The sequence below is a fragment of the Blautia sp. AF19-13LB genome (genome assembly GCF_003479105.1).
Lineage (GTDB): Bacteria > Bacillota > Clostridia > Lachnospirales > Lachnospiraceae > Fusicatenibacter > Fusicatenibacter saccharivorans.
Window position 1 is genome coordinate 1 of the sequence record NZ_QUGO01000005.1, and the last position, 25,317, is coordinate 25,317.

Genomic DNA, 25,317 nt, shown 5'->3' on the forward strand with positions numbered 1-25,317 from the left:
AGAGCATTCGGCTGTTAACCGAAGGGTTGTTGGTTCGAGCCCAACTCGGGGAGTGAATGAGACCTGCAGGGATCCTGCAGGTCTTTTCGTATATTGAGTTGCCCTGTGTGATGTGATACAATAAGGCGTAGCTACTGTAAACGATGAAGGAGAAAAGAAAGATGAATGAAAGTTATACCAGTTTTGCCCAGGTATATGACATGTTCATGGACAACGTGGACTATCCTGCCTGGAGCAAATATCTGATTCAGCTTTTAAAAGAATATCAGGTGGAAGACGGACTGGTGCTCGATCTTGGCTGCGGAACGGGAAACATGACCGAGCTGCTCGCCAAAGAGGGCTACGATATGATCGGCGTGGACAATTCTGAGGATATGCTCGAGATTGCCAGTGAAAAACGCGCCGAGTCCGGCTTAAACATTTTATATCTGCTTCAGGATATGCGGGAATTTGAGCTCTACGGAACCGTGAAGGCGGTTGTGAGCATCTGCGATTCTATCAACTATATTCTGGAGGAAGATGATCTGCGGGAAGTATTCTCACTTGTCAACAATTATCTGGATCCGAAGGGCATGTTTATTTTTGATTTGAATACAAAGTATAAATATGAACAGATGGGTGAGACTACGATTGCGGAAAACCGCGAAGAGGCAAGCTTCATCTGGGATAATTACTATGACCCGGAGGAAGAAATCAACGAATATGAGCTCGCCATTTTCATCCCGGAGGGAGAAGATTCCGATCTGTACCGTAAATTTGAGGAGGTACATTATCAGAGAGCGTACGATCTTGCGACGATCTGCCGCTTATTGGAAGAGGCAGGCATGGAGTTTGTAACGGCCTACGATGCATTCACAAAGGATGCGCCGAGACCGGAGAGCGAACGTATTTATGTCGTAGCAAGAGAAAAAGGAAAAAGTGAGAAATAGGAGAGAAACATGGATTATATTGTAAGAGCAACAGCGGCAGACGGACAGATTCGTGCGTTTGCAGCGACAACAAGAGAAACCGTAGAGACAGCACGCCAGGATCACAACACGAGCCCGGTTGCAACCGCAGCGCTGGGCCGCCTTCTGACGGCAGGTGCAATGATGGGCGTTATGATGAAGGGAGATAAAGACCTTCTGACCCTGCGCATCCATGCCGGCGGACCGCTGAACGGCATTACCGTAACAGCAGATTCCAAAGGAAATGTAAAAGGTTACGTCGGAAACCCGGACGTCGTGATTCCGGCCAACAAAAAAGGAAAACTTGACGTGGCAGGTGCTGTCGGCGTCGGATTCATGGATGTCATCAAAGACCTGGGACTGAAAGAGCCGTACGTCGGACAGTGCGTTCTGCAGACGAGTGAGATCGCAGAGGATCTGACCTACTATTTTGCAACGAGTGAGCAGGTTCCGTCCAGCGTCGGACTCGGTGTGCTGATGAACAAAGACAATACCGTCCGTCAGGCCGGCGGCTTTATCATTCAGCTGATGCCGTTCTGCGATGAGAAAGTCATTGAAAAACTGGAGCAGCGTCTGGCAGAAGTCAATTCCGTTACCGCATTCCTTGACGAGGGCCTGACTCCGGAGCAGATTCTTGAAAAACTGCTTGGAGACATGGACCTTGTGATCAACGATACCGTGCCGACCCAGTTTTACTGCAACTGCAGCCGTGAGCGTGTATCGAAAGCGCTGATAGCGGTCGGAAGAAAAGAACTGAACGAGATGATTCAGGAAGCAAAACCGGTGGAGCTGAAATGCCATTTCTGCAACAGCGCCTATGAATTTTCCACAGAGGATCTGAAAGAATTATTGCGTAAGAGCAAATAGCAGTACTGTTTCAGGCGAAACGGAGGCTGTGAGAGCTTCTGTTTGCAGAAAATCTGTAACAGGGAACCAGATAGTGGAGGAAGAAAGAGATGAAACAGGGATTCGTAAAAGTTGCCGCCGCTTCCTGTGCGGTAGTGGTAGCGGATGTCAGAGAAAATACGAGAGTCATTCTGGAAACGATTCATAAAATGGAGGGCGAGGGAGCAAAGGTGATGGTGCTCCCGGAGCTGGCTCTCACCGGCTACACCTGTAGTGACTTATTCTGGCAGAGTCAGATGATTGATGCGGCGAAAGAAGGATTAAAGGAAATTGCCGATGGTACGAAAGAGACCGATGCGCTGATTTTTGTCGGACTGCCGTGGGAACAGGGCGGAAAGCTGTTCAATGTAGCCGCTGTGCTCTGTCACGGAGAGCTTCTCGGCATTGTGCCGAAAAAGTATCTGCCGAACTACAATGAATTTTATGAGCTGCGTCATTTTACGCCGGGAAAAGAAGCGGTGACAACAACGGAATTTTTTGGAAAAGAGGTTCCGTTTGGCATGAATCTGCTCTTCCAGTGTGAAAAAATGCCGCGTCTTAAGGTTGCGGCAGAGCTCTGTGAGGATCTCTGGACCCCAAATCCGCCGAGTGTGGCGCATGCGCTTGCAGGTGCGACAGTGGTCGTAAACCTTTCTGCCAGTGATGAAATGGTTGGAAAAGACAGTTACCGGAGAAGCCTTGTGAGCGCACAGTCGGCGCGTCTGATCTGCGGCTATATTTATGCGACAGCAGGTGAGGGCGAGTCGACGACAGATCTTGTCTTTGGCGGACAGCATCTGATTGCTGAAAACGGAACCATTCTTGCCGAGGCAAAACGATTTGAGAATCAGATCATTTGTGCAGATCTCGATGTGGATCGTCTCACAAGTGAGCGCAGAAGGATGACCACGTATCCGGAGCAGAGAACCGATGGGTATCAGGTCGTTCGATTCTCCTTGTCAATAGAAGAGACAAAGCTGACCCGTTACTTCGATCCACGGCCATTCGTACCGTCGGATAAGCATAACCGCGATCAGCGATGCGACGAAATTTTAAATATTCAGGCTATGGGACTGAAAAAACGTCTGGCGCATACCCATTGCCAGAGCGCAGTTATCGGTATTTCCGGTGGACTTGACTCGACGCTGGCATTGCTTGTAACGGCAAGAGCATTTGATCTGCTCGGGATTCCGAGAAAGCAGATCCTGTCTGTAACGATGCCGTGTTTTGGAACGACAGACCGTACGTATCAGAATGCATGTGAGCTGACGAGATGCCTTGGCGCAACCTTAAAAGAGATCGATATCAAGGAGGCTGTCAATCTTCATTTCCGTGATATCGGACAGAATCCGGAGAAACACGATGTGACGTATGAAAACGGACAGGCGCGTGAGAGAACGCAGATTCTGATGGATCTTGCCAACCAGTCCGGCGGTATGGTTATCGGAACGGGTGATCTTTCCGAGCTGGCACTTGGCTGGGCAACGTACAATGGCGATCATATGTCAATGTATGCAGTCAATGCATCTGTGCCAAAGACACTGGTGCGCCATCTGGTGCAGTATTATGCGGATACCTGCGGAGAGAAAGCACTTTCTGATATTCTCCTGGATGTGCTTGATACGCCGGTCAGCCCGGAGCTGCTTCCGCCGAAAGACGGTGTCATTTCCCAGAAGACAGAGGATCTTGTCGGACCGTACGAACTCCACGATTTCTTTTTGTACTATATGCTGCGTGTGACGTACGAGCCGCTGAAAATTTACCGTGTGGCGAAACTTGCGTTTGCCGGTGTTTACGATGATACAACAATCCTGAAGTGGCTGAAAACCTTCTACTGGAGATTTTTTGCACAGCAGTTTAAGCGTTCCTGCCTGCCGGACGGACCGAAGGTCGGAAGCGTTGCGGTTTCCCCGCGAGGCGATCTGCGCATGCCAAGTGATGCAAGCGTGAAACTCTGGAGAGAACAGCTTGACCGGCTGTAATCCATCGCATGAGATTCCGGCGCTTCTTCTGGTGCTTGCGATTGACGCGGTAAACTGTTCGGACGATAAGCATTAGAGTGTGTCTGGTTCACAGAATCAAGGATTGACAGATAAGACAACAGAAAAGCAATAGAAAAACAACAGAAAAATGGCTTCGGAGTGAGAACACTCAGGAGCCATTTTTAACTTTATTTGGTTGCAGAAGGATTGCGGGCCTGATCGAGAGCCTGGTCGATTGCCATGACAAGCAGTTCGGAGGTGTAGCGGTTATCCTCGCCGTAAATGAGGCCTTCGGTTGTCTGGTTTACGTAGATCTGACTTGCAATGGAATCGAGTGCAGGCTCCATAAGCGGGTACATAGCGGCCGTGGTCTCGCTTAGGTTATTCATTGAGATTGCGGTAATGCGGTCCTGCTCGACATCGACCTGTATATCGAAGGTCTGGTCACCGAGAGAAATTGTGGAGGTATAGATGCCGGGAATGTAGCGTGCACTCTCGGCAGAACCGGTGGATGAGGCCGCAGGTTTCTTCGCAGACTCCTTTTTTCCGGAACCGAACATAATCAGAAAAACCACGAGCAGAAGGATCGCGAGAGCGAGAAAAACAGTGGTGTAAACCACTTCTTTCATATGTAGTACAATGATTTTCGTTTTGGAACTCATGGGCGGGCACACTCCTTTTTGAAAAACCGTCTGTGAGCGGACGAGGGGCAAACGGACGGGCGTTTTTATTATAATGTATGTAAAAGAGAAATCGTTTATGAAAGAAAGTTTCGTAACATGCAAATTCCGAATATAATCTTTGGACAGTCTTTCTTCTGCCCGAGAATTAGTATATAATGTAATCGGTCACGATAACAGATTTCAGAGAAGAGTTGGGAAAAGAAGAGGGGAAAGATGAAAAAAAGAAAAATCAGAAGTACTATGAGTGTTTTTTTAACTACTTTTTTGCTTCTGCAGATTATATTACTGTTTCTGTACAAATCATTTATTGTTGATATTGCTAAAAAAAACGAGAAAAACCTGGTGGAAAATACACTGCAAATTTATCATAATACGATGGAAAGTGTATTGGAGCGACTTGACGATAACCTGGATCTTTTACTGGGATGTCGGCTGCTTTTGACACAGCTGAATGGAGAAAATAATCTGGAGAAAGTGAAAGCGCAGCATCAAATGCTGCAGATTCTTAAGGAAAGATGTAAAGATACCAAAGAAGCGGATGCCTATGCGATTGTTAATTGCAAAGACAACAGTATTTTGATTCAGAGAAATGGAAATATAACATATGATACAATAAAAGATATCAAAAAGTATCTTCAAAAGCGTAATACGTTTGATAAAACTCCTACATCCGGCTGGACTTCTACTGTCATGGGGGAGCAGGTGTATCTGGTAAAATATTATAATTATGGTGCAAATACGATCGCTGTATTGATATCAGAAAAAAGACTGGACTCTTTGTTAAACTATAATGATATGTCCATCAAAGAGGCAGCGTTCTATCTTACAGACAAAAAAGGGAAAATTCTGTGCGGTTCAGGAGAGGATTGGACATATGGAGAAGCGATAGAGAATCTGCAGAAACAGGATCCATCCATCAGTATCTATCGGGGATCTGTTCTGGAAGATGCATATCAGATGTATTACAGCGTAAAATCCTCCGAGTATGCCGCATATTCTACATCCGGTATCGTTATTTTTGGATTTTTAGTACTGTCTTTACTTTTCTTTGGAACAATTGTCTGGTATATGCAAAAAGAAATTTTTCAGCCGATTGCAGACCTGTCCTGGGTTTCCAGAAAAATTCACAGTGGGGATTTCAGGGCAAGAGCGGAATATAATACGAACAGCTACGAAATGGAAGAAGTAAAACAGGCATATAATGATATGGTACAGACGATTCTTGAAATGAGGGTAGAAAAGTACGAACAGGAACTTCGAATGAAGGATGTACAACTGAAGTATATCCATATGCAATTAAAACCACACTATTTCCTGAATGCTTTATCAACAATCAACAGCATGGTTTATCAGCACGAGGAAGAGAATGTCCATACCTTTATTCAGGCATTTTCACAGAATATCCGCTATATGTTTCGAACCGGTCTGCATACCGTTCCGCTGCAGGATGAAATAAAGAATGCCAGTGGATATCTGGAAATGCAGCGACTTATGTACCGGGATTGCTTTTATGTCTATATGGATATACCGGAAGAAACGCAGCAGTATCCGGTGCCGCAGATGATCCTGCATACATTTTTGGAAAATATATTTAAGCACGTGATCAGTATTGATTCGTTCACTACGGTTCTGATTCAGGCATTGTTGAGCTTTTCGGGGAAGGAAGTTTACTTAAAACTGGAACTATATATATCGCAGGGTCAATTTTCGCAGGAAATACTGGACTTTGTGAATAAAGATATGGAAATAACAGAAAAAGAAGATGGAAGTGGAATTGGAATAAAAAATGTAAAAGAGGTTCTGAAGATGATGTACCAGCAGGATCATCTTCTGTATTTTGAGAATCTGGAACCGGAAGGAACTAAAATAACCATATGGATTCCGAAAACACTGAAATGTACAGATGAGGAGAAAGACGAAGAGAGATGAATTTGCTGATTGTAGATGATGAAATTGTGACAACGCAGGTATTGGAAGAACAGCTGGATCGCGAGTTACTTTCTATTGACCAGATCTATGTGGCCTACAATACTTCTATGGCCAGAGATATTTTGCAAAAAAATAAAGTGGAACTGATTTTATGTGATATTGAAATGCCAAAGGAGAATGGAATTCATTTTCTGAAATGGGTACGAGAACAGAAAATCCAGACAGAGGTTATCTTTCTGACCAGCCATGAAAAATTTGAATATGCCTATGGAGCTGTACAGAATGGTGCGGCAAACTATCTGCTGAAGCCGATTGACATGAATAAAATCAATCAGACATTGCTTCGTGTGACAGAAAAAATAGTCTGGAAACAAAAAACGGAGGAAATCCGGGAATATTGGGAGAGCGGAATAAGAAAGATGGTGCGATATTTCTGGACAAGAGTATTGCTGGAACCCGGTGTGCAGAAACAGGGACTCGAGGAGGAAATAAAGCAGCAGGGGATAGAGGAAGAGATTCAGGAAAAATATTGTGTTGTGATTCTTCATTTTGCCAGTGGAAAACTGGACTTGGGTAAAGAAAAGGGACAGGAATCCATTTATAAATTTGCAATGGAAAACATTCTGGCAGAAGCATTCACAGAAAAAATCAAAATGGAAAATGTGATCTGCTGGGAAGAAAATAAGGGAACCTATCTTGGAATTCTGTCGGAATTTTCGGAAAAGGAGACGAAAGAGAGAGCAGAGCAGGTCAGAAACATATTTGAAAAATATTTTCCGGAGACATTGCAGATCGGATACATTTCCCCGAGTGTTCCTTTTTATGAAGTGGGTCTGGAAAAAGAAAAAATAATGGAATATGACAAAACGCATATTTATGACGAAGGGGAAATAAAGGAATTTATGGTATTGCTTCGAGAAAAGGAGGCGTCCGGACATATTCTGGACGAAGATTATATCCTGCAGTGTCTGAACAAGGGATTCAGGGTAAGTACAATGGAATATTTACAAAAAACGCTGCAGCATGTAAAGCAAACGATGCATTCCGTAGAAGGATTTCGCAATTTTCAGGTGGAACTGACACAGCTTGTAAGCAAATATCTCCATGATAAAAAGGAAAATATGAACAGCGTGATTCGTGATCCGATCTATCTGCGACTGGATATGAATGCGGTTAAATCGGAATTTTCTATGGTGCAGTGGATGACCTGGCTGATGAATAAGGTATTTGATCTGACACAGGAGGAACGGAAAGAAAAAACAGAAAAAAGGATCACAGATCAGGTAATTGATTATATCAGAGAACATTATACGGAAGATATTAACAGAAATACGCTTTCGGAGAGGTTTCATTTTTCACCGGAATACATTGGAAAAATGTTCCGGAAGGATATCGGAACGTCGTTGAATGATTATATTAATTCTCTGCGCGTGGAAAAAGCGAAACATTTGCTGGAAAACACCAATACAAAGGTGATTGATATTGCGCTGGAAGTCGGATTTGATACGCTTCCGTATTTCTCATCTGTATTTAAAAAATATACGGGAGTTTCACCGGCAGAGTTTCGGAAAAGAGAATAGATATCTTAAAAACGAAAGTTTTTGTACTTTTTTGTGTAAGAACTTTCGTTTTTTTTGCGTTATGATAAGTCTATCAAAAGGAACCGGAAAGAAGAAAGGAGAAACAAATGAAGAAAAAGATTTTGGCGATTTTGATGGCTACTTTGACAGTAGGATCTCTGCTGAGCGGATGTGGTGGAGCACAGAGCGGTGATGCAGCCGGAAAGCAGGAGAGCGGCAAACAGGAAAGCAGCGACAGCGAAGAACCGGCAGAGGTTGTATTTGCGTACATGACGCAGAACAATATCCCGGAGTCATCAGAACTGGAAAGAATTCAGAACCTGATCAACGATTATACAGTAGATAAGATCAATACGAAGGTCAAACTGGTACTGTTTTCCAATTCTGATTATATGAATCAGGTGAATCTGATGCTGGCATCCGGAGAACAGCTGGATTTATTTCAGGCATATAATACATCTCATCTGAAATATATCCAGGATGGAACAGCGCTGGATATTACAGAGTATCTGGACAATGATCTGAAAGAGACAACAGAAACTCTTTACGATGGTTTTCTGGCGCCGACAACGGTAGAGGGAAAAACATATGGAATTCTGAATATGGGTTCTAACTATGTACCGGGTGGATTTACCTATCGTGAAGATATTACAGAGAAACTTGGAATTGATATGAGCCAGGTTACCAAACCGGAAGATCTGACTGCAGTGTTTGCAAAGGTAAAAGAAGCTTATCCGGATATGACAATCATTGATCCGAACAGAGCGAATGCATTATTTGAAAGTTACCTGGGCAAGATTGATAAAATCGATCCATTAGGCGACAATATTGCCTCACCAGTTTCCGGTGTGGCTTATCAGGACAATGCAACTGTAGTGGATATGTATGAAACGACAGATTTCAAAGAACTGTGCGAACTGACCAGAAGCTGGTTTGAAGCTGGTTATTATGCAAGTGATGCAGCTACCACAACGGCAACTACCGCAGAATTACTGATGTCCGGCAACTGCTTTGGTACATTCTGTGGACTGGGTAATCCAAAGATTGCGCAGCAGTATACAAACAACTATGGTCATCCTTTTGAAAACGTACAGATCAGTGATTCTATGATCTGGTCTGGAAACGGCGGAGCATGGATGGTAAATTCCGGTTGTAAAGATCCTTCAGCAGCCTGCAAATTTATGAACCTGCTGTACACGGATGCATATGTAGACAACCTTCTGGTCTATGGAGAAGAAGGAGTGGATTACAAATTGGATGAAAATGGTTGTGCAGTAGCACCGGATGGATATACGGATCTGAACAGTGTAGCATATACCAATAATATGAACTACTATTTCTGGGGAAATAAATGGCTGACCTATCCGGTTGCAGGCGGTCTGTATGGAGAAGAAAAAGAGACAAATAAACAGCAGAATTATGATGGAGATCATTCAAATTATTATGGTTTCCTTTACGACTACAGTGATAAAGAAGCAGAATACACCGCATGCCAGAACATTGTAGAAGAGTATAAAAAATCTCTGTGGGTTGGTGCAGCAGATGTAGATACAACACTTGCCGAGATGACAAAACGACTGAAAGCAGCTGGTATGGATGACCTGATTCAGGCAAAGCAGGAGCAGCTGGATGCATGGATGAGTAGTAAGTAGAAAAGACTTTGAAAAAAGGAAAGGGCTGCGGAATATCACCGCAGCCTTATTTATAAAAGGGAGCTCGAATTATGCCAAAGAGTAAGAAGAAATATGCCAGTAAAAATACATTAGCATTGCTTTTCATTGCACTGCCAGGTATTACATATCTGATTATTAATAACTATATCCCGATTGTGGGAACCTTTATTGCGTTTAAAAAGTTCAGTTATGCAAAAGGAATCTGGGGAAGCCCATGGTGTGGACTGAATAACTTTAAATTTTTGTTTCTGACAGATGATGCATGGGTCATTACGAGAAACACGTTGTTATATAATCTGGCGTTTATTGTGATCGGAACAGTAGTTTCTGTGATTTTTGCAATCCTGCTGCATGAGCTGGGAGAACTGTTACGCGGAAAGTTTTTCCAGTCCGTGCTGTTATTTCCGCACTTACTGTCCTGGGTTGTAACGGCGTATCTGGTATATGCGTTATTGGGAAGTACAACCGGTTTTGTGAACAATACAATCTTAAATGCGCTGGGGAAAAAGGGCGTAGACTGGTATACCGCAAAAACGGCATGGCCGTTTATCCTGGTTATTGTATATCTTTGGAAGAATGCCGGATATAATGCGATCGTTTATATGGCAGGTATTGCAGGCATTGATAAGGAAATTTATGAAGCAGCAAAGATTGATGGCGCTTCTAAATTGAAACAGATTACTGCCATTACACTTCCGCTTCTGAGACCAACCATTATTATTATGACATTAATGGCAATCGGCCGTGTATTCTATTCGGACTTTGGTTTGTTCTATCAGGTACCGATGAATGCGGGAACCCTGTTTTCTACGACACAGACGATAGATACGTATGTATATCGCGGTTTGATGGAACAGGGTAATGTAGGAATGTCTTCGGCAGCAGGTGTATATCAGTCATTAGTTGGTTTTGCACTGGTAATGATTGCAAACTTTATTGTGCGGAAAAAAGATCCGGAAAACGCATTGTTCTAGGAGGCAGGATATGAAAAAGACAGTCAGCGATGAAAAACGATTTATTGCAATAGCAACAGTTATTTTAGTGGTAATCAGTATTGTGGCGTTGTTTCCGATGATTCTTCTGGTGGTTGCGTCCTTTACCGATGAAAATGAACTGATTACAAACGGATATCAGATTTTGCCGAAGAAACTCAGCTTGGAAGCATATACCTACATGGTAAAACAGGCAGCAACAATTGTAAGATCGTATCTTGTTACGATTGGAACAACCGTTGTCGGAACCGGATTAAGCGTGCTACTGACAACTTCGATCGCATATCCGATGGCACGAAAAACATTCAAATATAGAAATGCATTATCCTTTTTTGTGTATTTTACCATGCTGTTTAATGGAGGACTGGTGCCACAGTATATTATGTGGACAACATTTTTTCACATTAAAGATACGTATGCAGCACTGATTTTTCCGAATCTTCTGATGACAGCATTCAATATTTTCCTGGTAAGAAACTATTACAGCAACAGTCTGCCGGAAGCATTATACGAAGCTGCGCAGCTGGACGGAGCGTCAGAAATTGGAATTTTCACCAAAATTGTATTTCCGTTGTCGAAGCCGGTAGTTGCCACCATTGGACTGTTTACAGGTCTTTCCTACTGGAACAGCTGGACCAATGCTTTATATTACGTACAGGATCCAAAATATTTTGGTATTCAGAATCTGCTGATGCGTATCATGAAAAACATTGAATATCTGCGAAGCGGAGCATCAGAGCTGGCAGCGGAAGGACAGGCAGTTTCGCTTCCGGGCAACTCCATCCGAATGGCACTGGCATTTGTCGGAATTTTACCAATCATTATTATTTATCCGATGCTTCAGAAATATTTTATCAAAGGTGTGGTTGTCGGCGCTGTAAAAGGCTGACAGAAAGGAGAAACAGATGGCAGCATATGTACATTGTAATTTTCATTCCTGTATCCTGCGGATGCAGGTAGATGTTTCGATTCTGCTTCCGGAAAAGGAGCGGATGGAAGATGTGGAGCAGGGAAAAAAGGGAGAGACTTTCGGAAAAAACAAAAAATATCAGACCCTGTATCTGCTGCATGGATTTACAGGTGACCACCTTACGTATCTGCGGACCTCCAAAATTGAGCGTTATGCAGATGAGCATCAGATCATGGTGGTTATGCCAAGCGTATATAACAGCGCCTATACGGACATGAAATACGGACTGGATTATTTTTCTTATCTGACAGAAGAACTGACAGATTTTGTGGAGAGAAATTTCCCGGCAGCAACAAAGCGGGAAAACCGTTTTATTGCAGGAATGTCGATGGGAGGTTACGGTGCCTATAAATGGGGACTTACCTGTCCGGAAAAATTTGCGGCAATCGGAGGCGTTGCGGGATCTTACCATGCCGAATATCGTTATCAGGGAAAGGTTAACACGGTATCCACCCTTTGTGAAGCGTTATATGGTGATCCGCCTGCGATTACACCGGAGGTTCATGATGTTTTTACACTGTTGAAAAACCGGAAAGAAGAAGGAAGAGATATTCCGAGATTGTATACCTGCTGCGGTACAGAGGACAGACGTCACCAGGATTCGGTCGATCTGAAGGAGTTTGCGGATCAGCTGGGCGTTCCGCTGCTGTTTGAAGAGGGACCGGGAAGGCATGATGATATTTTCTTTGATGAGTATATTCAGAAGATTCTGGACTGGATGAACTTTGCGGGAAAATCAGTAGAAGAGTAAAATCTGCAGAGTATAAAGGGGGTTGTCTCGCCAGATTTTTTTAGTGCGACAGCCCCACGGGAAATACAGGGAGAAGAGGAAAATGGAGATAGAAAAAGCAGCCGTAGCCGGAACACTGGAATCCAGCGATTGTATGGTTACGGTAGAAGATGGAGATGGAAACATAGATCTGGTACTGGAAAGCACAGTGATTCATCAGTATGGAAATCAGATCCGTCATGTGGTTCTGGATACTCTGAAAAGTCTGGGAGTTCAGAACGTAAAAATTAAGATTGTAGATAAAGGAGCTCTGGACTGCACCATCCGTGCGAGGGTGGAAGCTGCGGTATACCGTTCCGCCGGACAGTCGGAGCAGCTGCCATGGGGAGGTGCAATCAGATGAGAGACGCAAAAAAGCGATTACGCCGTACCATGATGTTTTTAAATGCACAGAAGCCGGGACTGATTAAGGATCCGTATATTTATGGGGCAGATTCTCTGATGTTGGACCTGGAAGATGCAGTGGCAGAAAATCAGAAGGATGCAGCCAGATTTTCCCTGTTTCATGCACTGCGCACGATTGATTATCATGGAGCAGAACGGATTGTACGTATTAATGGTCTGGACACGCCTTTCTGGAAGGAAGATATCCGCTGCGCAGTAGCCGGTGGATGTGATGGCATCCGTATTCCTAAGACAGAGACAGCGCAGGATGTAAAAATAGTGGAGCAGCAAATTTTAAAGGCGGAGAATGAATTTGGCAGACCGGAGAACAGTACCTTAATTATGGCAGCGATAGAATCGGCAAGAGGTGTGGTGAAGGCATTAGAAATTTGCGAGGCTTCGAAAAGGCTGTTTGGTATCGCACTGTCCGGTGGAGATTACACGAAAGATCTGCATACCCACATTACGGGAACCGGAATAGAACTGATGGGAGCAAGACAGCAGCTTGTCATTGCTGCGCGGGCAGCAGGTGTGCAATGTTTTGATACCGTTTATACAGATCTGGAGAACGAAGATGGTTTTCGAGAAGATGTCAATACGATTCACCTGATGGGATTTGACGGGAAATCAATTATCAATCCAAGACAGATTCATATTGTACATGAAATTTTTACACCGAAAGAAAAAGAGATTATTTTTGCGGAAAAAGTAGTCCGTGAGATTGATAGCAAAAAGGCACAGGGAATCGGTGTATTTACTGTGGACGGAAAGATGATTGATATTGCATTTTATGATGGTGCAAAGCGAATAATCGAACTGGCCAAGGCTTCCGGTGTGTACGAGGGGGAACTGTAAGATGAAAAATGCAGTAGGGAGAGAAATTCCCGAGGAAATATTGAAGGCAACAGGAAAAGAAGTATTTCACGGAGTGCATTATTATGATGGTTATGAATATCAGAAAGATGGTCCGAAAACCCGCTGCGTGGTGAATTCCGATGGCAGCAAATTGGTGAAAACAATTCATGAGGCACTGGTGAAATGTGAAATCCGGGATGGCATGACAATTGGATTTCATCATCATTTCCGGGATGGTGATCTGGTTGTAAATATGGTGATGGAAGAAATCCATAAAATGGGTATTAAAAATATTACCATTTGTGCCAGTTCTCTGGGGAAAGCGCATGCAGGACTGGTACCGTACATGGAAGATGGAACGATTACAGGAATCCAGTCTTCTGGTGTGCGCGGTGAGATTGGAAAAGCGATTTCTGAGGGAAAACTGAAAGGGCTTGCAGTGATGCGCTCCCACGGCGGCAGAGTTCGGGCAATCGAAACAGGGGAAGTACACCTGGATATTGCATTTATCGGAGCACCGACGTGTGATGATTATGGAAACTGTCGTGGTATCGGTGGAAAAGCAGATTGCGGAGTATTGTCCTATGCGATGGTAGATGCTGATTATGCGGACCGGGTCGTAGCAATTACGGACTGTCTGGTGCCGTTTCCTAATTTTCCGACACATATTTCCATGACAAAGGTAGATTATGTAGTAGTGGTAGATGCAATCGGAGATCCCAAGAAAATTGCAACAGGTGCAGCGAAACCGACGAAAGATATGAGAAAACTGATGATGGCGGATTACTGTACACGATTTGTCACTTCTACCCCGTACTTTAAAGATGGATTTTCTTATCAGACCGGTGTGGGAGGCGCATCTATCGCTTCCACCATTTCGTTGGCAAAAATCATGAAGGAACGTGGAATCCGTATGCGTTTCGGCGTCGGAGGATTGACGAAACCGATGTGTGATCTTCTGGATAACAATCAGGTTGATGTACTTCTGGATACGCAGGATTTTGATCTGGATGCGGTAGAATCAGTAAAAGATATCAGGCATTTCAGAATCAGTGCCGGTGAATATGCAGATCCTTTTAACAAGGGCGCAGTAGTCAACAAACTGGATTTTGTGATTCTGGCAGCATTGGAAGTTGATGTAAATTTCAATTGCAATGTTGTAGTAGGTTCCGATGGCGTTATAACAGGCGCGCAGGGAGGTCATCCGGATACGGCGGCAGGCGCAAAATGCACCATTGTACTGACTCCATTATTGCAAGGAAGAATTCCGGCAATCTGTACGGAAGTAACAACAGTGACAACACCGGGAGAATCTGTAGATGTAGTCATCACGGAATATGGAGTTGCAGTTAATCCACTGCGAAAAGATCTGCTGGAAGCGGTAAAAAACAGTGGACTTCCGCTGAAAACGATAGAAGAACTTCGGGATTTGGCTTACCGGATTGCAGGAGAACCGGAGAAAGTAGAATTTGGCGAACGTATTGTAGGAATTATTGAAAGCAGAGACGGAACCATCATGGATGTAGTTCGTCAGATTAAACCATTCCAATTTAAAGAGGAAAAGAAGGTACTCCCGGAGTCAGTACATAAATAAGAGAAGGAGGGCAGGCAGTGGGGGACTATATGGAAGAAACAGGGGATCCTTTTACCGGGAAAAAGAAAGAGGAACTCAAAAAATTTCTGGAATACATGGGACTTACTTATGATGAGCAGATTACGCATTCCATTGTATTGCGAAAAGAGAAAGAAATCATAGCAACTGCTTCCTGCCAGAAAAATATCATAAAATGTGTTGCGGTATCAGAAGAGTATCAAGGACAGAATCTGCTGGCACATCTTATGACATCTCTGATTGAATATTTTTATGGAATGGGAATTTCTCATTTTTTTGGATTTACCAAGCCTCAGAACAAAGAACTGTTTTGCAGTATGGGAATGTATCCGGTGACACAGACAGAAAAAATTCTTCTTCTGGAAAATGACAAAAACGGACTGGAAAAATTCCTGAAACGATTAAAAAAAGAAACACAGGAACAACAGAAGTGCAAAGTGGAAAACAGGCATGAAAACGGTATTGGGGCAGTGGTTATGAATTGTAATCCCTTTACCAGGGGACATGAATACCTGATCCGGGAGGCGGCAAAAAAAAACAAATGGCTGCACATTTTTATCCTCTCAGAAGAACAGAGCTTTCTGACAACGAGAGAACGGTATCAGTTGGTAAAAGAAGGAATACAGGAAATTCCAAATGTGATTCTTCACCAGACCTCAGAATACATGATTTCGCCGGCTGTGTTTCCGACATATTTTATCAAAGAAAAAGCGAAAGCCTATGAGATGAATTGCCAGTTGGATATTCAGTTATTTGGAGAGCGTATTGCACCGGAACTTAATATAACGGATCGCTATGTAGGCAGTGAACCGGCCTGCGATGTGACACATACCTATAACCAGTGCTTACGGGAGCAGCTGCCGTGCTATCAGATCCGCTTTCATGAAATTCCCCGAAAAACATATGGAGACCAGATCATCAGTGCATCTGAGGTCAGAAAAAGATATGCGGAAAATCAATTAAAAAGCGTCTGCGGGATGCTTCCGGAAAGTACCTGGCGCTATCTGGAAAGGAAAAAGAATGAAAACGGAAAATAAGGTTTCCTTAGAGCAGGTATTGTGGAGCCGAGAAAAAAGGGTGGCAACGCAGAAAGAGCTTCTTGAAAAATATCCGGGTACCTTAATCTGCTTTATGCTCAATATTCCGGGTCCGGAAAAGGTAAATGAACTTTTCGAAAAGGTCTTTTATGAAGGACTAGAAAAGATACAGAATAAGCTGGAAACGGAAAAAATTTCGACGGAAGTCCGGCTGGTACAAGAAAACATAACCGGATATGAAGGATATTTGGTTGTGAAAGCAGACGGCTGCCAGGTGAAAAAGCTTATGATTGCTTTGGAAGAGACGAAGATCGGGAGACTGTATGATATTGATGTATTGGAAAAAGAAAATACGAAAATCAGCAGAAAGGATCTTGGATTTCCGGAAAGAAAATGTCTGTTATGCGACAACCCGGCCTGCCAGTGTGGCAGAAGCAGAAAACATTCGATCGAAGAATTGAGAAAAAAGATCTATGGTATCATATGGGAAGAACAGCTGCAAAGAGGCGTAGCTGCTGAGATCAGTCAGGCACTGATGGAGGAAGTGTATACAACACCAAAACCAGGCTTAGTAGACCGGGAGGATACCGGTGCGCATACAGATATGAACTGTCAGACATTTCAAAAGAGTACAGAGGCGATCGCCGAAGATCTGGCGGCAATGTTTGAAGCCGGGTATTCCTGGGAGGCAGATCCGAAGACATTGTTTCCCCTTCTCAGAGAAAGAGGAAAAAAGACGGAAGAAAAAATGTTTGTTGCAACCGGAGGAGTCAATACGCACAAAGGAATCATTTTTACGATTGGCATTCTTGCAGCTGCAGCCGGAATTTCCCTGAGAAATTACGGAAAAATCGAGTCGGAGGATGTTTGCCGGATCAGTCTGGAAATGACAAAAAAAGAGTTGGAACAGGATCTGAGAAAATTAAAACAAAGCTCGGGGATCACGCATGGAGAAAAAATTTACTGCCATCTGGGCGAGAAAGGAGTCCGGGGACTGGCGATGAGCGGATATCCGATTCTGTGTGAACGTACGGTTCCTCATATGAAGCAGTATATAGCAAATAACAGGGATCAAAATCAGATCAATGTACAGATTCTTCTTGAAATTATAGCAGAGCTTACGGACACAAATGTCATCAGCAGAACCAGTGAGAAAGAAATGCGATGGCTGCAAACGGAAGCAAAGGCAATTCTTAAGACAGGTGGTGCTTTTTGCGCGGAGGGTTTGCAAAAAGTGCGAGAACTGAATCAGATTTGTATCCGGAAAAATATGAGTCCGGGCGGAGCTGCGGATTTACTTGCAGCAACGATTTTTTTGTGCCGCATGGAAACACTGATGGAACGTTTGAAAAGTATAATACAATAAAAATATATGACGCTGTCATTGCTCTTAAAATGTACGGCCGCTCTTAATGCTGAATATTTTTAGCTGTTGAGAGCGGCCGTTTACGTTAGAAATATATGGCAGTATTTTCAGAAGGAAATGGTTACTGTTTGCCTGAAGGTTGATTGCATCGAAAAAAGGAGTCTGCTATACTGTAGATATGTTTATCTTTGGAGCAGAAGTGGATCAGAACAGGAGGAGCGAAACATGAGTCTGCAGTTTATCATGGGAAATTCGGGGGCTGGAAAGTCGAGATATGCGTATCAGAAAATTCTGGCGGAAGCGATGCGCCACCCGGAGAAAACTTATCTGATCATTGTGCCGGAGCAGTTTACAATGCAGACGCAGAAAGAGCTTGTGTCACTGCATCCGGCGGGCGGTATTTTAAATGTTGATATTTTGAGCTTCCAGCGTCTGGCTTACCGTATTTTTGAGGAGACCGGAGGCAGTCTGTACCCGGTGCTCGAAGAAACGGGAAAGAGTCTTGTGGTAAAACGCGTTGCACAGGAGAAGAAAAAGGAGCTGACGATTCTTGGAAGTACGTTAAAGAGAACCGGCGCAGTTTCGCAGATGAAATCGTTGATTTCCGAGCTGAAGCAGTATCAGATTGCGCCGTCCGAGCTTGATACGTGGGCGGAGGAGACGGGAGAGAAAAAGCTGCTGGCAGCAAAGCTGAAAGACACCGGGGTAATCTACCGTGCATTTGAAGAATATCTGGAAAATCGCTACGTGACGGCGGAGGATGTGCTGGAGGTTCTGGCGGGAAAGCTGGAAGAATCATCACTCATTCGAAACAGTGAGGTACTGGTGGACGGATTTACCGGATTTACGCCAGTACAGATCGGTGTGCTTGGAAAACTGTTCCGGCTTTGTGAAAAGGTCTATGTGACGATTATTATGGATGAGCGGGAGGATCCGTATAAAAAGGCAATCCCGCACCAGCTCTTTGCGATGAGCCGCCAGCTGATTCAACAGCTTATGAAAGCGGCAGACGAAGCAGGGTGCCCAGTGGAGCCGGAAATCTGGGTCAGACGCTCGGGATATGGCCGTTTTCAGTCGGGAAGCATGATGGATCAGTTGGAACAGAACCTGTTTCGATATGGAATAAGAAGGATTGTCGGAACAGAGGCAGGAAAAAGAGCAGAGTCAAAAGCAGGGGCAGGAACAAATGGAAAGAACAAAAAAGAAATTGGGCCAAGCACGCTGGAAAATGCACAGAAAACGAAAAAGGAGCATTTGGAGTCCGGACAAAATCTGAAACAGCAGGGTATTTACATTAGTGTAGCGCCATCTCCACGTGCGGAGCTCGAGGAAACGGTGCGCCTGATCCGCCGCATGGTGCGTGAGGAGAAGATGCGGTACCAGGATTTTGCCGTTCTGACCGGAGATCTTTCCATTTATGGCACATATGCGCGGGAAATTTTTGAAAAATGCGGCATTCCGTACTTTGTGGACGAAAAGCATTCTGTGCTGATGAATCCGTTCGTGGAATTTCTGCGCGCGGCGATCGAGATGGTGGTACAGAGCTTTTCCTACGAGAGCGTCTTCCGTTATCTGCGCTGCGGCCTTTCGAGTCTGAGCCGCGAGGAGACAGATGCGATGGAAAACTATGTTCTGGCACTTGGCATCCGCGGGCTGAAAGCGTATGGGGAGACGTGGACGCGGGGATACCGCGGCATCAAACCGGATGAAGTGCCGCAGCGCAATCTCCTGCGGGAAAAATTCTATGCCGAAGTGCAGCCGTTTGCAGAACAGATGAAGAAAAAAGACGCCACGGTGCGGGAGCGGACGGAGGCCCTGTACGCACTGGCGGTGCAGAATCGGATGCAGGAAAAACTTGAGGAGCGGCGGCAGCAGTTTGAAGAGCGGGGGCAGGAGGCATTTGCAAAAGAATACAGCCAGATTTACGGTATTGTCATGGAGCTTCTGGATAAGATTGTCGAGGTGCTGGGCGAGGAAAAAATGACACTGGCAGAGTATCAGGAGATTCTGGAGGCGGGCTTTGCAGAGGCTTCTGTTGGCATTATTCCGCCGACAGCGGATCAGGTGCTGGTCGGAGACAATGAACGGTCACGTCTGAAGGATATCCGCGTGCTGTTTTTTGTCGGTGTGAACGATGGACTGATTCCGCGCCACGATGCGGGGGGCGGTATCCTGTCGGAGTATGACCGTGAGGAGCTGGAGCGAGCGGATGCAAAGCTGTCCCCGACGGCGCGTGAGACGATGTATCAGCAGAAATTCCATCTCTACCGAAATCTGACGAAGCCGTCGGAGCGGCTGTATCTTTCGTTTGCAAAGGCAGGTGCATCCGGCGAGGCGCAGAATCCGTCGTATCTGATCAATGAAATCCGGAAACTCTTCCCGGAAATTCCGGTGCGGGATATCGAAAAAGAAGAAAATCCGGAGGAGAAACTGGAAATGCCGCGTTCCGGGGAGGCACTGTTTCTGGAGGAGCTTGGAAAGGCGGCAGAGGGCGAGATAAATCCGCTGTTTGAAGAGCTTTACCGCTGGTATGCGGCGCATCCGGAGGCGGGGATTCCGGCGGAGACGTATCGGAAAGCGGCCTTTCTGCGCTGTGCGGATGGTGTGATCGGAAGGAGTGCGGCATCGGCGCTGTACGGGGATACGTTAAAAAACAGTGCGACACGGCTGGAAAAGTATGCGGCATGTGCGTTTGCCCATTTTATGGAGTTTGGTCTCCAGATTCGCGAGCGGGATCAGTATGAGCTGAAAGCGGCGGATATGGGAACGGTCATGCATGAAGCGCTTGAGAAGTTTTCGAAAAAGCTGCAGGAGAACGGTGAGACCTGGAAGACGGTGACCGATGACACGCGTGACCGTCTGATTGAGGAGTGTGTCGAGGAGACGATGGCGGACTATGGAAACACAATTTTTCAGAGTTCAAGCCGGAATCAGTACCGCATCATCCGCGTAAAGCGGATTCTGAAACGAACTGTCTGGGCACTGCAGCAGCAGATCCGGCAGGGAGAATTTGAGCCAGGGGAGTTTGAGGTTTCCTTTTCCATGGAGGATTCCCTGTCTGCGATCAACATTGAGTTGTCGGAGCATGAGAAGATGCGGCTGCGCGGACGGATTGACCGTGTGGATCTCTGCGAAACGGACGATAAGGTGTATGTGAAAATCATCGATTACAAGACAGGAAATACGTCACTTGATCTGGTGGCACTCTACTATGGATTACAGCTGCAGCTGGCAGTTTATCTCGATGCGGCGGTGGAGCTGGAGCAGAAAAAGCATCCGGGTAAGCTGGTGGAGCCTGCAGGGGTATTTTATTATCATATTGATGATCCGATCCTCGACCAGGAAGAAGATGAGACCGATGAGGCGTGGGGCAGACGGATGCTGAAAGCACTGCGGATGGATGGCCTTGTAAATGCAGATCGGAAGGTAGTGGAGCTGCTCGACCGTGTACTCGAGGACGGAACGACGTCGGATGTGATTCCGGTTGGAAAGAAGAAGGACGGAAGCTACACAGGCTATTCGAAAGTGGCATCGTCGGAGCAGTTTGACGTGATTCGGACATACACCAGAAAGAAGGTACGTGAGATCGGCGAGGGCATTTTCTCGGGAAATGTAAAAATTTCGCCGTTTCAGCGGGATGGAGCAACGGCATGCGCATATTGCGAATATCAGGGAATCTGCGGATTCGATCAGAAAATTCAGGGATATGAATACCGTAAATTAAAGGGCATGGATACAGAACTGCTGATGAAGGTAATGCAGGAGACAGCACAAAGAGATCAAAAAGAGTGACTGCTTTTGAAAAAGTGAAATATGGTGCATTTTTTCCAAGTGAGGGAAAGAAAATCAGCCAGAAAGAAGAGGGAAAGAACATGGCAGTAAAATGGACAGCGGAACAGCAGAAAGTCATTGATGCGAGAGACCGGAATCTTCTGGTCAGCGCGGCGGCGGGTTCCGGAAAGACGGCGGTTCTGGTAGAGCGGATCCTTGCAATGGTGAAAGACCCTGTGCATCCAATCGACATTGACCAGCTTCTTGTCGTAACCTTTACGCGTGCGGCGGCAGGAGAAATGAAAGAGAGAATCGGCCGCGCTCTGCAGCAGAGCCTTGCGGAAAACCCGGAAAATGAGCATTTACAGCGGCAGCAGACCCTGCTTCACCATGCGCAGATCAGCACAATTCACGGTTTCTGTTCCTATGTGATAAAAAATTACTTTCAGATGATCGATCTCGATCCGGTGTACCGCATGGCGGATGAAGGGGAGATCCGTCTGATGAAAAGCGATGTGATCCAGAAGGTCATGGAAGAACGCTTTACGGAAAAGGAGTCTGCATTTACACGGTTTGTGGAGAGCTACGCGGCGGGAAAGCAGGATGACGGGCTCGATGCACTTGTGCTGAAACTGTATGAGTTTTCCATGAGCTATCCATGGCCGGAGCAGTGGCTCGAAGAGTGCCGGGCGGCGTACCAGATGGATTCACCGGAAGCAGTGCAGGAGAGTATCTGGGTACAGGAGCTGATGAGCGAGGCGAAAAAGCGGCTCTCGAGTATTCTGGAAGGGATTCAGGAAAACCGGAAAACAGCAGCAAGCTCTGGAGGACCGTATTTATATGATGAGGCGCTGGCTTCTGACCAGCAGATGGTGGAAGAACTGCTGGAAACAGAATCGTTTGATGAACTGGTGTGCGCGATGGCCGGAATGAAGTTTAAAGCACTTTCGCGGAAAAAGGCAGACGATGTGAGTGAAACGCTGAAAGATCAGGTAAAGGCGGAGCGCGATGCATGCAAAAAGGAGCTGCAGAAGTTAAAAGAGCAGTTCTTTGAGAAGGACAGCGCTGCGATTGCGGAGGAGATTGCCGACTGCCGGGAGCCCATCGGGGTGCTGATTGATCTGACGGAGCAGTTTGCAAAAGCGTTTGCGGAGAAAAAACGGAGCAAAAATATTCTCGATTATGCTGATCTGGAACACTTTGCGCTTGAAATTCTCGTGCAGCAAAAAGACGGCTGCCTGGTGCGGACCGATGCGGCGCGGGAGCTGTCGGAGCAGTTCCGGGAAATTATGATCGATGAGTACCAGGACAGTAACTTTATCCAGGAGGCGCTCCTCTCTGCCGTGTCCGGCGAGGAGGACGGCAGATGGAACCGGTTTATGGTCGGCGATATCAAGCAGAGTATCTATGGTTTCCGTTTGGCGCGGCCGGAGCTGTTTCTGGAAAAATATCACACGTATCAAAAAGAGGGAGAAAGTCAGCAGAGGATTGATCTCGACAAAAACTTTCGAAGCCGGCAGGAGGTGCTTGCGACGGCGAATTATGTATTCCGGAAACTCATGAGCCCGGAGCTCGGCGGCATTGCGTATGACGAGGCGGCGAGCCTCCATGCGGGTGCGGCGTTCCCGAAAAAAGAAGAGGGAAAGACGGATCCGTGGCAGACGGCATACGAAACGGAGCTTCTGCTGCTGGACGACCAGGCGCCGGAGCTGGAAGATGATAAATCCCGCGAGACGAAGATGGAAACGGAGGCGGCTGCCGTTGCGGCGCGCATCCGGGAAATGGTTGGAAATGAGGAAGTTGTGGATAAGGAGACCGGGGAATACCGGAAAATCCAGTACCGGGATATCGTCATTTTGCTCCGTGCGGTCAGCGGCTGGTCGGAGACGTTTTCGCGCGTACTGCAGGCGGCTGGAATTCCGGCTTACAGTACATCAAAAACGGGATACTTTTCCACGCAGGAAATTGTGACGGTGCTGAATTACCTGCATCTGTGTGACAATCCTTGTCAGGAAATTCCATTTACGGCCATTCTGCGTTCCCCCATCTGCGGATGCACAGACGCGGAGCTTGCGGCGGTGCGTTGTGTGGATAAAGAGGTAAAAATTTACGAGGCATGTGGAAAATATGCGGTGACTGGGGAAGATGAAGCGCTCAGGGAGAAACTTAGGAGGTTTCTTGCACAGCTTGAGACGCTGCGATGCCGCGTGCCGTATACGCCGATTCATGAGCTGATCACACAGATTCTCGAGGAGACGGGTTACGGTGGCTATGCATCTGCGATGCCGGGCGGTGTGCAGCGGCGGGCGAATCTGGAAATGCTGGTGGAAAAGGCGGTGGAATTTGAAGCGACGAGTTATCGTGGATTGTTCAACTTCATTCGTTATATCGAACAGCTGCAGAAGTATGAAGTGGACTTCGGAGAGGTGAATATTTACGGTGAGAGCGCAGATACCGTGCGCATCATGAGTATTCATAAGAGTAAAGGACTGGAGTTTCCGATTGTATTTCTCTCCGGTATGGGAAAATCGTTCAACCAGATGGACAGCCGTGCAGCACTGGTGCTGCATTCCCGGATGGGCATCGGCGCAGATGCGATCGATCCCGAACACCGCGTGCGCCAGGCGACACTGCCGCGGCAGATCATCCGCCAGAGCATGAAACTGGAAAATCTGGCGGAGGAGCTGCGTGTGCTCTACGTTGCGATGACACGCCCGAAGGAGAAGCTGATCATGACAGGCATGGCATCGAAGCTGGAGAGCCGTGTAAAACAGTGTGCGGCACATGCGGGACGGCAGGAAGAACTGCTGTCGTATCAAACCTTAAGCAGCGCATCCGGCTATCTTGACTGGATTCTCCCGGCTTTTTCACGAAATCGCTGTTTTGATGGGCTGTATGAGCAGTTCGGCCTTGCGGGAAATGAGGAAAATCCGCTGTATGCGGAGAAAATTCCGGTCACAATCCGTCTTGTATCACCGGCGGGACTTGTCGAGGGCGAGGTGCTGCATCAGATGGAGCGCGCGGTCAATGAACAGAAAATCATGGAAATTCCGAAACAGCCGTCGAGAAAAGAGACGCTGAAAGAGCTTGTGGAAGAACGGTTTGCATATCAGTATCCTTATGAGAATGAGAAACAGATTCCGGTAAAGGTAACGGTTTCCCAGCTGAAAAAGGCAGGGATGGAGGAATCGGAGATCGGAAAAGAGCTGTTTGTGCAGGAAGAACTCGTACCGATTGTGCCGGGCTTTATGAAAAAGGATCACGCTGAGGCCCTGACGGGAGCTGACCGCGGAACGGCGTACCACCGCCTGCTGGAATGTCTCGATTACCGCAGGGCGTACAGCATCAAAGAGCTGATGGCACAGACGGAGGAACTGATTGCAGAAGGAAAAATGACGAAAGAGGCAGTGGAATGCATTTATTTCAAATCTGTTCTGGCGTTCGCAAAGAGTCCGGTCGGAATGCGGATGCGGAATGCCTTTCTAAATGGAACCCTGAAGCGGGAGCAGCCGTTTGTGATGTCCGTTCCGGCAAGTGAGGCAGATCCGTCCTATCCGGAAGATGAAACCATTCTCGTGCAGGGAATCATTGACGCATGGTTCCCGGAGGGGGATGAGATTGTTCTTGTGGACTACAAAACGGATCGTGTGAGAGAAGCCGGGGAGCTGAAAAAGAGGTATGAAAAACAGCTCGCCTACTACCAGCAGGCACTGGAGCGGACGACAGGGAAGAAAGTGAAAGAGAAAATTATTTATTCGCTGGCACTGGATGAAGAGTTGGTATTGTAGGAAAAAACTACTAGAAAAAACAACTGTCAAAACAGGGATAAAGTATGATATCATAGTTGAGAAACAAACAGGT

The 25,317-nt window shown here is 46.1% G+C and carries 17 protein-coding genes; 16 read left to right on the plus strand and 1 reads right to left on the minus strand.

Features of this window, described 5'->3' with window-relative positions; all coding sequences use genetic code 11:
• Positions 1-161 precede the first annotated feature (161 nt).
• From DWX32_RS06355 to DWX32_RS06365, 3 genes are all read left to right on the plus strand, one after another.
• Positions 162-929, plus strand: coding sequence for a class I SAM-dependent DNA methyltransferase (locus DWX32_RS06355; RefSeq protein ID WP_117509992.1), 768 nt, complete (start codon positions 162-164; stop codon positions 927-929).
• Positions 930-938: 9 nt separating this feature from the next.
• On the plus strand, positions 939-1,814 hold the full coding sequence (hslO, locus tag DWX32_RS06360) for an Hsp33 family molecular chaperone HslO (RefSeq protein WP_022462421.1): 876 nt from the start codon (positions 939-941) through the stop codon (positions 1,812-1,814).
• Between the two features lie 89 nt (positions 1,815-1,903).
• Positions 1,904-3,814: an NAD(+) synthase gene (locus tag DWX32_RS06365; RefSeq protein WP_055226558.1), complete on the plus strand. Its 1,911-nt coding sequence runs from the start codon at positions 1,904-1,906 to the stop codon at positions 3,812-3,814.
• 188 nt (positions 3,815-4,002) lie between these two features.
• Here DWX32_RS06365 and DWX32_RS06370 read toward each other — a convergent pair whose 3' ends face one another.
• Entirely contained in the window at positions 4,003-4,476 is a 474-nt protein-coding gene (locus tag DWX32_RS06370) for a hypothetical protein (protein ID WP_055226560.1), read from the minus strand.
• A 234-nt stretch (positions 4,477-4,710) separates the two neighbouring features.
• Here DWX32_RS06370 and DWX32_RS06375 point away from each other — a divergent pair, with 234 nt between their 5' ends.
• The 13 genes from DWX32_RS06375 to addA all read left to right on the plus strand — a co-directional run bounded on the left by DWX32_RS06375 (position 4,711) and on the right by addA (position 25,244).
• Positions 4,711-6,426 (plus strand): sensor histidine kinase, encoded by a 1,716-nt coding sequence (locus DWX32_RS06375; RefSeq protein WP_117761895.1) that lies wholly within the window; start codon positions 4,711-4,713, stop codon positions 6,424-6,426.
• Positions 6,423-8,006: a response regulator transcription factor gene (locus DWX32_RS06380; protein WP_055226563.1), complete on the plus strand. Its 1,584-nt coding sequence runs from the start codon at positions 6,423-6,425 to the stop codon at positions 8,004-8,006. Before DWX32_RS06375 ends, DWX32_RS06380 begins: the two co-directional genes overlap by 4 nt.
• 107 nt (positions 8,007-8,113) lie before the next feature.
• Complete coding sequence (locus DWX32_RS06385; RefSeq protein WP_055226565.1) at positions 8,114-9,658, plus strand: ABC transporter substrate-binding protein; 1,545 nt, start codon at positions 8,114-8,116, stop codon at positions 9,656-9,658.
• Positions 9,659-9,729: 71 nt separating this feature from the next.
• A complete protein-coding gene (locus tag DWX32_RS06390) occupies positions 9,730-10,653 on the plus strand; it encodes an ABC transporter permease (RefSeq protein ID WP_055226567.1) in 924 nt (307 codons plus the stop codon).
• A 10-nt stretch (positions 10,654-10,663) separates the two neighbouring features.
• Positions 10,664-11,560 (plus strand): carbohydrate ABC transporter permease, encoded by an 897-nt coding sequence (locus tag DWX32_RS06395; RefSeq protein ID WP_055226569.1) that lies wholly within the window; start codon positions 10,664-10,666, stop codon positions 11,558-11,560.
• A 16-nt stretch (positions 11,561-11,576) separates the two neighbouring features.
• On the plus strand, positions 11,577-12,392 hold the full coding sequence (locus DWX32_RS06400) for an alpha/beta hydrolase (protein ID WP_117509984.1): 816 nt from the start codon (positions 11,577-11,579) through the stop codon (positions 12,390-12,392).
• 82 nt (positions 12,393-12,474) lie between these two features.
• The gene (gene citD / locus DWX32_RS06405) at positions 12,475-12,774 is read left to right on the plus strand and encodes a citrate lyase acyl carrier protein (RefSeq protein WP_055226572.1); all 300 of its coding nucleotides are present in this window, start codon (positions 12,475-12,477) and stop codon (positions 12,772-12,774) included.
• On the plus strand, positions 12,771-13,670 hold the full coding sequence (locus DWX32_RS06410) for an aldolase/citrate lyase family protein (protein WP_055226574.1): 900 nt from the start codon (positions 12,771-12,773) through the stop codon (positions 13,668-13,670). Before citD ends, DWX32_RS06410 begins: the two co-directional genes overlap by 4 nt.
• 1 nt (position 13,671) lies before the next feature.
• Positions 13,672-15,264 carry a citrate lyase subunit alpha gene (gene citF, locus DWX32_RS06415; RefSeq protein WP_055226576.1) on the plus strand — a complete coding sequence of 531 codons (1,593 nt, stop codon included), beginning with the start codon at positions 13,672-13,674 and terminating at the stop codon, positions 15,262-15,264.
• 17 nt (positions 15,265-15,281) lie between these two features.
• A complete protein-coding gene (gene citC, locus DWX32_RS06420; RefSeq protein WP_082424868.1) occupies positions 15,282-16,319 on the plus strand; it encodes a [citrate (pro-3S)-lyase] ligase in 1,038 nt (345 codons plus the stop codon).
• Complete coding sequence (gene citX / locus DWX32_RS06425; RefSeq protein WP_117761896.1) at positions 16,303-17,685, plus strand: citrate lyase holo-[acyl-carrier protein] synthase; 1,383 nt, start codon at positions 16,303-16,305, stop codon at positions 17,683-17,685. The genes citC and citX overlap by 17 nt, the downstream gene beginning before the upstream one ends.
• A gap of 225 nt (positions 17,686-17,910) precedes the next feature.
• A complete protein-coding gene (locus tag DWX32_RS06430; RefSeq protein WP_117761897.1) occupies positions 17,911-21,477 on the plus strand; it encodes a PD-(D/E)XK nuclease family protein in 3,567 nt (1,188 codons plus the stop codon).
• 80 nt (positions 21,478-21,557) lie between these two features.
• On the plus strand, positions 21,558-25,244 hold the full coding sequence (addA, locus tag DWX32_RS06435) for a helicase-exonuclease AddAB subunit AddA (RefSeq protein ID WP_117761926.1): 3,687 nt from the start codon (positions 21,558-21,560) through the stop codon (positions 25,242-25,244).
• The last annotated feature ends 73 nt before the right edge of the window (positions 25,245-25,317 follow it).